14 protein-coding genes are annotated in these 12,934 nt (G+C 45.2%); 5 read left to right on the plus strand and 9 right to left on the minus strand.

What is annotated here, in order from left to right; genetic code table 11:
* Positions 1-4: 4 nt before the first annotated feature.
* The 3 genes from BMY75_RS06495 to BMY75_RS06505 all read right to left on the minus strand — a co-directional run bounded on the left by BMY75_RS06495 (position 5) and on the right by BMY75_RS06505 (position 2,410).
* Positions 5-379 carry a DUF7674 family protein gene (locus BMY75_RS06495; protein ID WP_074831412.1) on the minus strand — a complete coding sequence of 125 codons (375 nt, stop codon included), beginning with the start codon at positions 377-379 and terminating at the stop codon, positions 5-7.
* Between the two features lie 217 nt (positions 380-596).
* Positions 597-1,616, minus strand: coding sequence for a phenylalanine--tRNA ligase subunit alpha (pheS, locus tag BMY75_RS06500; protein WP_074831415.1), 1,020 nt, complete (start codon positions 1,614-1,616; stop codon positions 597-599).
* A 41-nt stretch (positions 1,617-1,657) separates the two neighbouring features.
* Complete coding sequence (locus BMY75_RS06505) at positions 1,658-2,410, minus strand: class I SAM-dependent methyltransferase (RefSeq protein ID WP_074831418.1); 753 nt, start codon at positions 2,408-2,410, stop codon at positions 1,658-1,660.
* Between the two features lie 27 nt (positions 2,411-2,437).
* Between BMY75_RS06505 and BMY75_RS18220 the strand changes: the two genes are divergently transcribed.
* On the plus strand, positions 2,438-2,599 hold the full coding sequence (locus BMY75_RS18220) for a hypothetical protein (RefSeq protein WP_207646262.1): 162 nt from the start codon (positions 2,438-2,440) through the stop codon (positions 2,597-2,599).
* Positions 2,600-2,875: 276 nt separating this feature from the next.
* On the opposite strand, the gene BMY75_RS06515 is transcribed toward BMY75_RS18220, so the two are convergent.
* The 4 genes from BMY75_RS06515 to BMY75_RS06530 all read right to left on the minus strand — a co-directional run bounded on the left by BMY75_RS06515 (position 2,876) and on the right by BMY75_RS06530 (position 5,506).
* A complete protein-coding gene (locus tag BMY75_RS06515; protein ID WP_074831424.1) occupies positions 2,876-3,430 on the minus strand; it encodes a hypothetical protein in 555 nt (184 codons plus the stop codon).
* A 129-nt stretch (positions 3,431-3,559) separates the two neighbouring features.
* Positions 3,560-4,444: a DMT family transporter gene (locus BMY75_RS06520; RefSeq protein WP_074831427.1), complete on the minus strand. Its 885-nt coding sequence runs from the start codon at positions 4,442-4,444 to the stop codon at positions 3,560-3,562.
* On the minus strand, positions 4,431-4,844 hold the full coding sequence (locus BMY75_RS06525; RefSeq protein ID WP_074831429.1) for a DUF3783 domain-containing protein: 414 nt from the start codon (positions 4,842-4,844) through the stop codon (positions 4,431-4,433). The genes BMY75_RS06520 and BMY75_RS06525 overlap by 14 nt, the downstream gene beginning before the upstream one ends.
* Positions 4,845-4,855: 11 nt before the next feature.
* Positions 4,856-5,506, minus strand: a complete 651-nt coding sequence (locus tag BMY75_RS06530) for a hypothetical protein (RefSeq protein WP_242940187.1) — start codon at positions 5,504-5,506, stop codon at positions 4,856-4,858.
* A 332-nt stretch (positions 5,507-5,838) separates the two neighbouring features.
* Between BMY75_RS06530 and BMY75_RS06535 the strand changes: the two genes are divergently transcribed.
* The 3 genes from BMY75_RS06535 to BMY75_RS06545 are packed head-to-tail and all read left to right on the plus strand — an operon-like array spanning position 5,839 to position 9,185.
* Entirely contained in the window at positions 5,839-7,320 is a 1,482-nt protein-coding gene (locus tag BMY75_RS06535; RefSeq protein ID WP_074831432.1) for a dockerin type I domain-containing protein, read from the plus strand.
* Positions 7,321-7,339: 19 nt separating this feature from the next.
* Entirely contained in the window at positions 7,340-8,095 is a 756-nt protein-coding gene (locus tag BMY75_RS06540; RefSeq protein WP_074831435.1) for a hypothetical protein, read from the plus strand.
* Position 8,096: 1 nt separating this feature from the next.
* Positions 8,097-9,185, plus strand: coding sequence for an acyltransferase (locus BMY75_RS06545; RefSeq protein ID WP_074831438.1), 1,089 nt, complete (start codon positions 8,097-8,099; stop codon positions 9,183-9,185).
* 63 nt (positions 9,186-9,248) lie between these two features.
* On the opposite strand, the gene pepF is transcribed toward BMY75_RS06545, so the two are convergent.
* Positions 9,249-11,051: an oligoendopeptidase F gene (pepF, locus tag BMY75_RS06550; protein ID WP_074831440.1), complete on the minus strand. Its 1,803-nt coding sequence runs from the start codon at positions 11,049-11,051 to the stop codon at positions 9,249-9,251.
* A 411-nt stretch (positions 11,052-11,462) separates the two neighbouring features.
* On the opposite strand from pepF, the gene BMY75_RS06555 reads away from it, so the two are divergent.
* On the plus strand, positions 11,463-12,137 hold the full coding sequence (locus BMY75_RS06555; protein ID WP_074831443.1) for a fibronectin type III domain-containing protein: 675 nt from the start codon (positions 11,463-11,465) through the stop codon (positions 12,135-12,137).
* Positions 12,138-12,292: 155 nt separating this feature from the next.
* Here the strand turns inward: BMY75_RS06555 and BMY75_RS06560 are convergent, their stop codons facing one another.
* Positions 12,293-12,601 carry a hypothetical protein gene (locus BMY75_RS06560; RefSeq protein WP_074831446.1) on the minus strand — a complete coding sequence of 103 codons (309 nt, stop codon included), beginning with the start codon at positions 12,599-12,601 and terminating at the stop codon, positions 12,293-12,295.
* Positions 12,602-12,934 lie beyond the last annotated feature (333 nt).

Below are 12,934 nucleotides of genomic sequence, written 5' to 3' on the forward strand. Positions count from 1 at the left end.
GCAGTTACTGCGGTGCGCGAAGGTAGCTTCCGATGCAGTTCCACAGTTCTCTTGTATGTTCACCAAGGAGTTTTTCTGCCCTGTCATAGGTCATCTTATCGTCCCACAGGGGTTCCAGCAGAGTTACCTGTACAAGATTCTGTACTTCTTCATCACCCTCTGCCGCAAACTCTTCGTACATATCAAAGATACGGTGCAGAGTTTCGTCTGATAAATGACCGTCACGCATCAGCAGTTCTTCGGTAAGCCTATTGAAGACATTCCCGAAAACTACATGAGGCAGGAACTCGCCATCATCTGTTTCAGCTTCGGTCTGTTCCTTTAATTCGGGGAAACGGTCGGTTATCGTTTCCGCACCAAGTTCAGCATATGCGATCATGGTCTGCACCTCACTTTATCGATATTCTGCTGTAAAAAGTAAGCCTATTCTCGTTACATTTCTGCAAATTCAGCATTCAGACAGCGGTCTTTCAGTGTACCGCAGACAGCTCCGAAAACATAGTCTGCAAAAGTATTATAATCACCGAATTTTCTGAAAGTATAGGTCTTGTCTGCAGTATGCTCCTGTTATATATCTTCCAGAATGTTCAGTCATATCAGAACTGCTCCAGGAATCTCATATCGTTCTCGTAAAGCAGACGCATATCGTTTATGCTGTAACGTCCCATGGTGATTCTTTCAAGACCGATACCGAAAGCGAAACCGCTGTAAACTTCGGGGTCGATGCCGCATTCTTCAAGCACCTTGGGATGAACCATACCCGAACCCAGAAGCTCTACCCAGCCTTCCTGCTTGCACATTGAACAGCCCTTGCCGTGGCAGTTGAAGCACATGAGGTCAACTTCTGCTGAGGGCTCGGTGTAGGGGAAGTGGTGAGGTCTGAATCTTACCTGAGTTTCCTCGCCGTAAAGACGCTTCATCAGCAGTTCAAGAGTACCCTTGAGGTCAGCCATTGTGATGCCCTTATCGATAACGAGACCCTCTATTTGGTGGAAGAGAGGTGAATGAGTAGCGTCAACAGCATCGGAACGGTAAACTCTGCCGGGAGAAATGATGCGGATAGGAGGCTTTCTGTTCTCCATAGTTCTTATCTGAACGGAGGATGTCTGTGTTCTCAGCAGAACGTTCTCATTGATATAGAATGTATCCTGAGTGTCTCTTGCAGGGTGGTGCTTGGGCATATTCAGTGCCTCAAAGCAATAGTGGTCTGTCTCGACCTCGGGACCTTCAACTATATCAAAGCCCATACCAAGGAATACTTCCTCGACCTGCTCGAGAGTTACCTGAAGAGGGTGAGCTCTGCCTATCTTGGTCTTCTTGCCGGGGAGTGTAACGTCAAGTCTTTCTGCTTTAAGACGCTCTTCCTCAGCCTTGCTCTTCAGTTCTTCCTTACGTGCGTTGAGGGCTTCCTCGATATCGCTTCTGACCTTGTTTGCCAGCTGACCGATCACAGGTCTTTCCTCAGCTGAAAGCTTGCCCATCTGCTTGAGAATAGCAGTAAGCTCGCCCTTTTTGCCAAGGAACCTTACACGGAAATCCTCCAGCAGCTTGATGTCGCTTATGCCCGAAAGTTCGGACTTTGCGCGTTCCTCGATGCTAGTTAACTGTTCTTTCATGTTTATCCTCCTAAAAAAATATATACTTAACTTGATTTATCTTATGGCTTACGTACTGTTTTAAGTATGTAAGTATCGTCATAAACAACTTTTCCGCCGTGGGACATCACAGCTTTGTATACGCCCTCAAAGAACGGAGTTCGGTACGGCTCTTCCAGCATGATGTGGTCGCTGTGGGTACCGATGTACTGTATGTACTCGTCGGCAGTGTACTCCCGCCTGCCTTTGAAATACTTCGTTTCAAGCCCTGTGAAGCCGTAGTTCACAGCGTTATCGTAAACGAAACCGCCCTTGTAGTTGGTGGGGGGCTTGAAGTAAGCGTCATAGACCTTCTGGATATCCGCAAACAGCGCGGGGTCGGGAGTCTGATAGTCTCCATGGAGATACATCATCGCCAGCATACCGCCGCTTTCCAGCAGTTCAAAAGTTTTTGAAAAGGCGATATCCTCGGGTATCCACTGTATCGTCGCGGCTGAGTAGATAAAATCGAACTTCGCACCGCCGAAATCATGTGTGATGAAGTCATCGTTTATAAGTGAAAAATTCTCCCGTCCGCCGTACTTCCTGCGCAGCATCTCGGCGAAATTCTCACCAAGCTCAATGGCGGTATAGTCACAACCCGTGGCAAGTATAGGCTCGGTAGCCTGCCCCGTGCCGGGACCAAGTTCAAGCACTTTTGTGCCCCTGCCTATGCCCGTCTTGGCGATGATATGCTCAAAAAGCTCGGGGCTGTAATGTATGCGCCATTTATCGAACTGCTCGGGTATCGTATCAAAGCAAAGCCTGTATTCCATACTCTCTCCTCTGAAACAAAAACGGTCTTGTCCAAAAAACAGGACAAGACCGATAATGACGTTCTTGTATACATTCAAGCTGTACTTGAATGTGACCACCCTGAGGAACCAACATTCCCCTTTCCCGTAACGCAGGCTCAGCGTCCGTGCTTACAAGCCAAAGCCTTCGGCACAGCCACTCACAAGTGAACTTCGGCACTCCGCGAAATAAACCGCTTTCAGCCCAACGGCGGTTCTCTCTGAAATCCGTGTTGAGTACTTACTCTCTTGGTCATAGTGTTTGATGTGATATTGATTTACAAAGTATATGATAGCATATTCTTTCGGGGATTTCAAGAGGTTTACAGAAATTTTACATTTATAAAACATATTCTTTTCTAGTGTTTTTATCAACAATTGTTTATTTCTCTTGATTTTTAAATATTATATATTGCTTCTGTTTAATTAATGACCATAAATATAATACTAGCCAGTATAGACAATAACACCATCTAAACCTTCTACTTGATCCAAAGTTGATAAAAAGAACTGATCCAAACTATGTGTTGAACTATCATCATATTCTGAGTGAAAGATACCTGCTAAAGCAAATTTTCTTCCATCTTCAACAAAAGCTACATTCGCTTCCATATTATTATCAAATTCAATGTTAACTACTTTGCTTCCAGAAACCTCTTCTACCTTTCTCCTAAAGCACTCACTCATAGGATAAAGCCCATCTTCATTATCGGGATAAGTCACTATCCCCGTAACTTCGGGCTGTTCAGCGGGCACAGTGGTTTCGGTAGTGCTCTCCGTTTCAGTGTTTTCAGGAGTTTCGGCAGCTTCTGTTTCCGTCTGTTCGGGAGTTTCTTCAACTACAACAGTTGTGGTAGTCGTTTCCGTCTGCGCCGCCGTTGTTGTAGTAGTCACTGTGGTATCATCAGCCTTTTTTTCGCCAGCAGTTTCTCCACAGCCCGACATGATTCCGAGAGAAAGAACAATAGCTAATGCAGAAACAATCATTTTGTAGGTTTTCATAAAAAACTCCCCTTTCAAACTAAATGTTAATGTTAGTATAGCACATATCGCAGACAATGTCAATATGTCACAAACATAGTTTTACAAAAACAAGCCCGCAGGTCACCCCGCAGGCTTGATTAACTATGTTTAATCTTTACTCAGATACTTCTCATGCAGTATATTATTATAAATAAATACCAGTACCGCCATGGTGATAATTATCGCGTAGCCCACAAAGCTCCATTTATCTGGGAACTGGTTCATGAAAAGTATACCGAGGATAGTCGAGAATATCACCTGTGAATAATCGTACACCGATATCTCTTTCGCGGGGGCGTGGGAGTATGCCGCGGTTATGGAGAACTGTCCGCCTGCCGCCGAAATGCCGGCGCCCAGCAGGAAGATGAACTGCCATATGGTCATAGGCTTGTACTGGATTATAAGGAAAGGAAGAGCAAACAGGCTTGAAAACGCCGAGAAGTACGCAACTATCACAGGGCCTTTCACGCCGTGCTGTCCTAAATAACGTACACAAGTATAGGCAAGACCTGCACCCATTCCGCCTAAGAATCCGCATATCGCAGGGAAAAGCTCAACATTCGAGAAAGTTGGCTTGATGATGAACAGACTCCCAAAGAAAGCACCCGCCACCGTCAGTGCCTGAAATGCCGTCAATTTCTCTTTCAGGAAAATAAATGAGAAAACTATAACGAAAAACGGCGACATTTTGTTCAGCATCAGCGCGTCCGAGAGGTGCATTTTGCCAAGGGCGTAGAAATTTCCCACCATGCCGATAGTTCCGCCGAAAGCTCTCACGAACAGCACCGCATGGTTCTTTTTGTCGCCTATCTCGAATTTCGTGCCGCTTTTTTTCAGCGAACCCAGCGCGATGAACAGTGCGAAAAAGTTTCTGAAAAAGACTTTCTGCATTGTGGGCAGATCACCTGATTTCTTTACAAAAAGCCCCATCAGCGCAAAGAAAAATGCCGATAGTACTATATAAAATACTGCCTTGTATTTACTCTTGACCATCGTTCTCACGCTTTCCGCGGGAGTTCATGTACTCATGCTCCCTTGCAAGTTCGCCCGCCAGCGCGGACACCGTCCAGTCTCTGTTATGGGGCGTTACCATAGCTTTCAACGGAATATCACAGCCCTTGCTCCTCAGCATAGTTACTGCCTTGTTGAGGTCTTTGCTGTCCAGTCCCGAGAAGATAAGCAGTTCCTCGGTAACTTCCGTTCTTGCTGTGCTTTCGGTATACCCCGAAAGTCCGCACACGTATCCCACACTGTCTGCGCCGCAGTCTTTGTCCGCCGCGGTGAACTTTCCACCCACTGCCGCCATGACTTCGGCGATGATTTCAGCCTTTTCCTGCGGGATATTCACACCCGCCGCCACCTTTGGCAAAGGCGAGCTGAGCCTTGCTTTCATTTTACCACTTCCTATAAACCGTGCTTATGGAGAGGATCCCACTCCATATCTTCCTTACTGTAAAAATCGTCATCGTCGGTGATGACTTTGTAATTTTTCTTCGGATACTTTATCTCCTCATGCAGTTTTTCTATCAGCGTGAGCTTTGACTTGGTGTCGATGAATTTCAGCACCGCAAGGCTGTCCTTGGGCTGATGATCGCTCTCGCCGCCCTTTCTGCTGACTTTTGTAAACTGCGACTTCTCACACTTTTTCAGCTTGAAACACATATTGCCCCTGCCGTCCTGAGATGAACGCTCGACTTCATCGTAATATAGGGTAACTTTCAGCATATCCCCCATGAGACCCAGCTTCTGCAGATGTTCAAGTCTGTCGGTATAGATACGAGTGTAAAGCCTTGTATCCCGCGATAGGGTGTAGTATCTGTACAAAATAATTCCCACCGCCGCATTACCTGTCGCAAGGAGCATTAGCAGTACCTTTATGATGATGAACTTCACAAACAGCGAAAGAGCGAATATCACTCCCGCAAGAATGAGATTTCTGTACATCTGTTTGGACATTTTCCTGTGTTCTGCAAGATCATTCAGCGCCTTAGCTTGCTTTTCAGTCCGCGAAAGCTTAGGCGGGAATACGTATATAGGCTCATTCTCCAAGTTCATCACACCTCTTTTCCAAAAATTTATTATATCATATCCCAAGTAAAAAATCAACCCCGCGGAAGCCGAGAAAACTGTATTATTCCGACGAAATTCCGTGTTTATTGGAATCAGATTTTTGATACTTGGGATTTCTCATCATCATCTGATCAGACTGTGATAATTACATATTTTAGTAACGGATTTTTCCTGAAAACCCGCAATTCTCGGCAAATTGTATTTCTACATCGGTAATTTTTACATTTTGTTCATGGAACGGCTTTCTGTGTATGGTATAATATTGTTTGACTTTGAATAAAGTCGATGATTCAACCAAACAGAAATGGGGGAAATACATGACATATATTTCAAGGAAATTCTGTGCTGCCATTGCATCTGCGGCGCTTGTGTTCTCGCAGGCAGCTGTGTGCGCGTTTGCAGACAGCGAGGAAGAGCAGGATGTCTCTGCCGCTGAAAGCTATGCGACTGAGGATGTTGTAACAACAGACGAAGAAAGTCGTTCCAACGTCAAATATGCAGCAGCAAAAGCTGAAGCAGCAGATGATGAAAAAGAACAGCAAGAAGAAAAAGAAGAAGAATACGCAAAGGGCGATGTTAACAACAGCGGTAAGGTCAATATCACTGACGTGACTTTGGTTGCAGCTCACATCAAAATGAAAAAGATGCTGAGTGAAAAAGGTCAGAAAGCAGCAGATATCGATGGAAACGGCAAGATAAACACCACCGATCTGAGAGCGATAATAGCTCAGGTCAAGGGTATAAGACCCATTAACTGGCTTGAGTTGCTGGAAACCGTCGATGAAAGCAGCATCGTTCCCGAAACGACGAAATTCACCAAACTGGATGATATCGTTTCAGTTCGAAGTGATGTTACGGTGAACTGGACAGCTGTTGAGGGTGTAAGCGGTTACGATGTCGTCATCTCGGGCGCAAAGAGAACCGAGAGGATCCAGCCCCGCTACAATAAGCTCACCATCAATGAGCTGAAATGGACTGATGATGATATCATCTCTGTAAAGGTAATGCCATTTAAATATTACAATACCCCCAGCAGACGCGGCGTTAAAAGCTTCTCTGACGGTTACGAGTGCAAGTTGCGTATCAAGCCCGCAAACGTGACAGGGCTAAAAGCTGTTTCCGAGCGCAACTATGTAAAGCTGACATGGAATGCTGCTGCAGATGCTGATGTTTACAACGTCTACTATAAAGTTGACGGCAAGGAACACTACTACGGTCAGTATTCCGAGCGCAGTTTAAAAATCAAAGCTTCGCCCGAGAAGGACTACGAGTTCAGAGTACTGGCGGTGAACACCTTCGGCAATAGCTATGAAAATGCTGATAAGTCACCTAAGGTAAAGGTACACACACTTCCCTACTATGCTAAAGCCGAAGCAGTACTTGATAAAGTGGGCTGGGATCTTCAAAAGGCATTCAATTGGTGCGTAATGCCTTACTCATACTATATCGACGGCGAATATCTGCCGAGAGACGGTTCTCCCGGAATGGAATGGTATGCTGACAGGGGCTTCAAAGCACACGAGGGCAACTGCTACGTTATGGCTGCCTGCTTCTGTGAAATGGCTAAAATGCTGGGTTACGATGCTCATCAGATTGCAAGCTGCACACTTAGCTGGGGTAGTTCCTGCGACCATTCATGGGTGGAGATAAACAACTACAACGGCAGCGGAAAGACATACATCTTCGATCCCGATTTCCAGTACGAAAAAGGTCAGAGCGGCTTCCAGATAACCTACGGTGATAAGGGTACATGGATGTATGATATAAACGGCACGGTAAAACGAGAGATAATGAGCTGATTAAATGGAGGAAAATAAAATGAATAATATAATTATGAAGAAAGCATCTATTCTTGCAGTAATAGCTGTTACTGCACTGAGCATTAGCGCCTGCGGCGATACCAAGAAGAACGATGAGTCCAAAAAAGATACCACTTCTTCTGTTGCTGTCGCAGTCGAAGTAAGCACATCAGATGAGGAAGTAGCAGTAGCTCCTGCACCTGTTGAAAGCAAGGTTGATGAAGCCCCAAAGGTAACAGAGATTGCTGAGAAGATCCACGTTGAGTTCAACAACAACGCTGGCGTAGCTATAACTCTTATACAGGTACTCGACAAGGATGGTAAGTGTCTTGCTGATCTGATCGAAGAGGGTGCTTTTATCTCCACAGGTATGTCCATGGGCTTTGAGATTCCTTCGGGTCAGGATCTGACTATCAGATACGGTACCGAGGATACTACTATTTTCGATATCAAAGGCGTAAACACAAGTGATTATACTTATATACAGCTCTGCCGCAACGTAAATGAACCTTCCTTAGAGTGCATGACAAAGGACGGCGAAACAGTTACCATCAAAGGCAAGTATGTATCAGGTTTTGAATACAGCGAGTATGCTCCCGGTGAGATCGATCCTAACTACAACGATAACACATACGATTATAATAACTACGATGATACTACCGACTATAACAACTATGATAACAATGCCGATTACAACAACGATGGTGACACCTATACCGATAATGGCGGCAATGGCGATGGTGGCTGCGTAGGCGACGACGCTTTCACATTCTGATATGAGCAAGGACACTGAAAAGAAAAGCAGGATACTGTATTTCAGCCGAATAAAGGCGCTTGCCTGCATAGCAGTCGTGGTTCTTCACGGCTGCTATATGACAGGCGGTGCTTTCGCAAGAAATAACATCGTTCGAATGACCACCCTGTTCACGGTGCGCAACCTGATGTACTGTGCTGTCCCGTCTTTCATGATGGTGAGCGGAGCGCTGATGCTGGACGCAAAACGAAAGATCGACTTCAAAAAGCTCTTCGGGAAATACCTGCCGCGTATGGTGATAGCACTGTTTGCTTTTGCCGAGATATTCGCGGTGTACGACCACGCAGTTTATCAGAAGGACTTCAAACCCACACACCTGCTTGAGGGCGTGCGTCACGCAGTCTTTGATACCTTCACCGAAAACGGCATGAGCTGGTCACACACATGGTATCTTTACCTGATGATCGCCTTTTACCTTATGCTGCCGATATACCGCATCATAACGAAATCGGCTGACAAAAAGGAACTGCTGTATCTGCTTGGTCTGCTGTTCGTGGCTAATTCTGTGATAACAGCGGCTAAAACGCTTATCGGCTGTGACACACTGGTGTTTTACATATTCGCCAACAGCATCTTCCCGCTGTATTTCTTTCTGGGATACGCCATCCATGGCGAAAAGCTAAAGATAGGGCGGATAGTCAGTGTGATATTCATACTTATCGGCGCGGCGGGAATGATCTTCCTGACCTACTACCGTCTGCACACCGCAGATACCGAGACTGCTGAACGTGTGAAAAATATCGCTGATCAGTACTTCGCGCCACATACCGTGCTTGCCGCGATGGGAGTTTTCGCGCTGTTCAAGTCTTTTGACAATGGCAAGGAGATACCTCTCCTTGATAAAGCAGCGGCTGAGATAGACAAGTGCTCTTTCGGGATTTACCTGATACACATGATCGTGTACAAGCACATCTTCGCAGTGATGAAGTTTGACCCCTTTGCACACGGCGGCGCAGTTATGCTTATCCTGATAATGCTGATCGCTTTTGCAGTGTCTTATGCGATAACAAGAGTACTGAAATTTGTACCCTTAGTAAAAGAAATAATATAACACAAAACGGAGGATAGAAAAACTATCCTCCGTTTTTTATGATATACTGTTCAGGACAATAGATCAGTTGCTGAGTTCGTCCATCTGCTTGATGAGGTCACCGAAGAGTTTGAGGGCATCGGTTACGGGTTTAGTGGTGGACATATCCACACCTGCATTTTTCAGCAGAGTTATTGGGTCAGCCGAACAGCCGCCGCATAGGAAGCCTTCGATATAATCCTTAACAGCGGGAGCACCCTCTTTCAGGATACGCTGAGAAAGCGCAATCGCCGCAGAATAGCCCGTTGCGTACTGATAAACATAGAAATCATAGTAGAAATGAGGAATCCGTGCCCACTCCATCTTGATGTCTTCGTCCAGAACTATGCCGTCACCGAAGTACAGCTTGTTCAGGTCGCCGTAAATCTGGCAGAGAGTATCTGCTGTGAGAGTATCGCCCGAAGCGCATATCTCACTGCATTTAAGTTCAAATTCCGCGAACATGGTCTGCCTGTAAAGGGTGGTGCGGAACTGTTCGAGGAAATAGTTTATCAGGTAGGCTTTTTCTTTCTTGTCCTCGGTGTGGGCAAGAAGATACTGCATCAGCAGTGCTTCGTTGCAGGTCGAAGCCACCTCAGCCACGAAGATAACGTAATCGCTGTAAACAACGGGCTGATTCTTGTTGGAAAAATAGGAGTGCAGTGCGTGACCCATCTCGTGCGCCAGTGTGAACATACAGTCAAGGGTGTCCTTGTGGTTCAGCATTACAAATGGGTGTACCCTCGCACCCGCAGAATAAGCACCGCTGGCCTTGTTCTCGTTCTCGTATACATCTATCCAGCGGTTCTCAAAACCCTCTTTCAGTATCGAGATGTACTCCTCTCCCATGGGTGCAAGTGCTTTCAGAACAGTCTCCTTAGCCTCTTCAAAGGTGACTTTCATGGTGAAATCCGATACTATCGGGGTGTAGAGATCATAGAAATGCAGTTCGTCAACGCCGAGAAGCTTCTTTCTCAGAGCAACATAATCGTACATATAGTTCATGTTGTCGTGAACTGCCTTGATAAGGTTGTGATATACCTCCACAGGAACTTCGTTGGCTGAAAGCGAGCTTTCAAGGGCTGAGCTGTACTTTCTCGCCTTTGAATAGAATTCCAGCGCTTTCATCTGAGAATCGAGAGTTGCCGCACAAGTGTTGCGGAAACTGCCGTAGCCCTTGTAGATCGATGCAAACGCAGACTTTCTCAGCTCTCTGTCAGCATCCTTTACCAGCGGGATATAGCTGCCGTGAGTTACCTGATGTGTCTTGCCATTGCTGTCAACAGCGTCCTCGAATTTCAGATCGGCATCTGAGAACATTGAGTATATCTTATCAGCAGCATTGCCCATCTCGCCTGTCATGGCGATAAGCCTTTCCTCGGCTTCGGAAAGAACATGGTCTTTTTTCAGGCGGATACGGTCGAGATGTCTGCGGTAAAGTTCAAGACCGCTGTTTGCCTTGTAGAAGCCCTCAAGCACATCATCGGGTATAGCGATGAGTTCTGGGGTCTCGAAACTTCCTGCCGCACCGATAGCAACATATACGTTCATCAGCTGACCTGTATAGCCCTGATACTTAGCCACAGCTGTGTCCTCATCGGACTTTCGGTGTGCGTAGTTTGCAAGTGCATCGGCAGATACGGATATCTCGTCACACAGCTTTAAATATTCAAGCAGAGTATCGGCGCTTTCGCCAAGTCTGCCCTTATATGATGCGATAGTTTCGGGGAGCTTTTTGAAGTCCTCCAGAGCCTTCTCCCAATCTTCATCAGTAGGGAAAATATCTTCCAGCGCCCAGGTGTTCTCCTTAGCGACTTCACTTCTCTTTGGTATTCTTTCTTCGCTCATTTGTTATCCTCCGTTCGGTAAAAAATATAACAGTAATATTATACCATGTTCTGCTGTAAAATACAAGCGTTTTATAAAAAATAGTTTTTCGCGACTAACCAGAATCTTTACGGAATATTACAAGAACATCTACCATATCTTTGCCGTCAGATGAAAAGACAATATGATGTACATGACTTTTTAATTCGAGTGTTATTTTAACAAGTTTTCTAAAGTTTTAAACTGATTTTTTGGATATATATTGACATATGTTTCTGCGACTGTTATAATATAGTTAATAAGTATCAAGCTGATTATCATTTTGCTTGATAAATATTGAAGAAGGAGGAACTCGAATGGACAAGATTCATACGAATGTAGCAATTTATAACGCAAACGTCAATGATATGTAGAAAGGTCAGGTGTTATTTTATGAAAAAGAATTTATCGAATAATATGAAGAGAGTAGCAGCAGGTCTTTGCGTGGTCATGATGATAAGCGGCGCAGTACCTGTGGGCGTTATCGGCGGCGTTGCGGCTATAAATGCAAGTGCTGACACCCAATATGTATATACCCCTCCCGTTATCAGCTATCTGAAGGGTGATAAAGCAGTCAAGCTCAGCTGGAATGAGATAGAAGGCGCTGAAAGATACGCTATTGCAGGCTACATCAACGGCGAGTGGAAGATGCTGGACAGGACAGAGGACACGACCTATATACTTAGTGGTCTTACTGCAAACACAGAATACAGGGTATCAGTTATTCCAATGCTGAACGGAAAATACGTCAAGGATTTCTCCAACAGCATAGTTGTAACACCTAAGCCTGTTTATCCCAAACTCATCTCTATACAATACAACAAGACCTATCATCAGTTCAGGCTGAGCTGGAGCAAGATTCCTAACGCAGAGTGCTACGGTGTTGCTGTATATCTGGCAGGCAAGTGGAAGATAATCGATCAGAATATTTCTGCTAATACCACCACCTATACTTCACCCAAGCTGAGACCCGGCAAGTCCTACAAGATGATGATCGGCGCCAAGGTAAACGGCAAGTGGGATCTCACCAATGTGAACAGCAGATCTTTCACCGTTACTGTCAAGTAAGTACTGAATAATTCACTTTTTTATAGATCTTTAAGAACCGGGATTAAAATTATAGATAAAACGAAACCGCCATACTGCTTTAGTACGGCGGTTTTTCTGTAATGATATATACCGGAGCCCAATGCCCCAAAAATCACTTTTCATAAAGTCGGACTTTACTTCCTGCTGTCCTTACGGGGGAAAAGTTCGCTTATGAAACAATAAACTATCCCTGAGATACCTCCCGGGTCAGCAAGCAATGGTATCAGTTCGAGCCACGGGTGCTTGAATCTCAGCGATATGAGCACGCCCACAGCACACAATATCCCGCCGTAAAGCGGCGCACCCGAGGGAACATAACTGTCGACTTTTTCGGGATCCTTTCTGTTCTGCCTGAACTTGAATATAAGATAGTAGTTTATAAATATCATCGCCGCACCGGGCACGAAAAACACCAGCCCAGCCAGAAAGTATTGAAGTGCCATGGATCACCGCCTCCTTTAGATCAAACTCCCTGTCTATCTAATGGCAGGGGGGATTTATTATCTGTCGGTCTGCACATTTTTTCATTGGAAATATTGTTCACAATTTATGTTATCTTACTTATTTCTGTCTGGCAAAATATTCTCCAATTTCACCATCGTGAAAAGATAAAATAGCAAATACCATTTGGGTATTCCTTCTCTAAAGCGCATCGTCTCACAACCTCTATATTTGTATTGATTGCCATTTTCATCAATAATAATTCAATCGTTCTCAGGCTCAATTTTCCAAGGCAAAACAACTAACAGAGCAAACTCATTTCGGATAGTCAGTTT

Origin of the sequence: Hominimerdicola alba, from assembly GCF_900109655.1 — a bacterium.
Lineage (GTDB): Bacteria > Bacillota > Clostridia > Oscillospirales > Ruminococcaceae > Hominimerdicola > Hominimerdicola alba_B.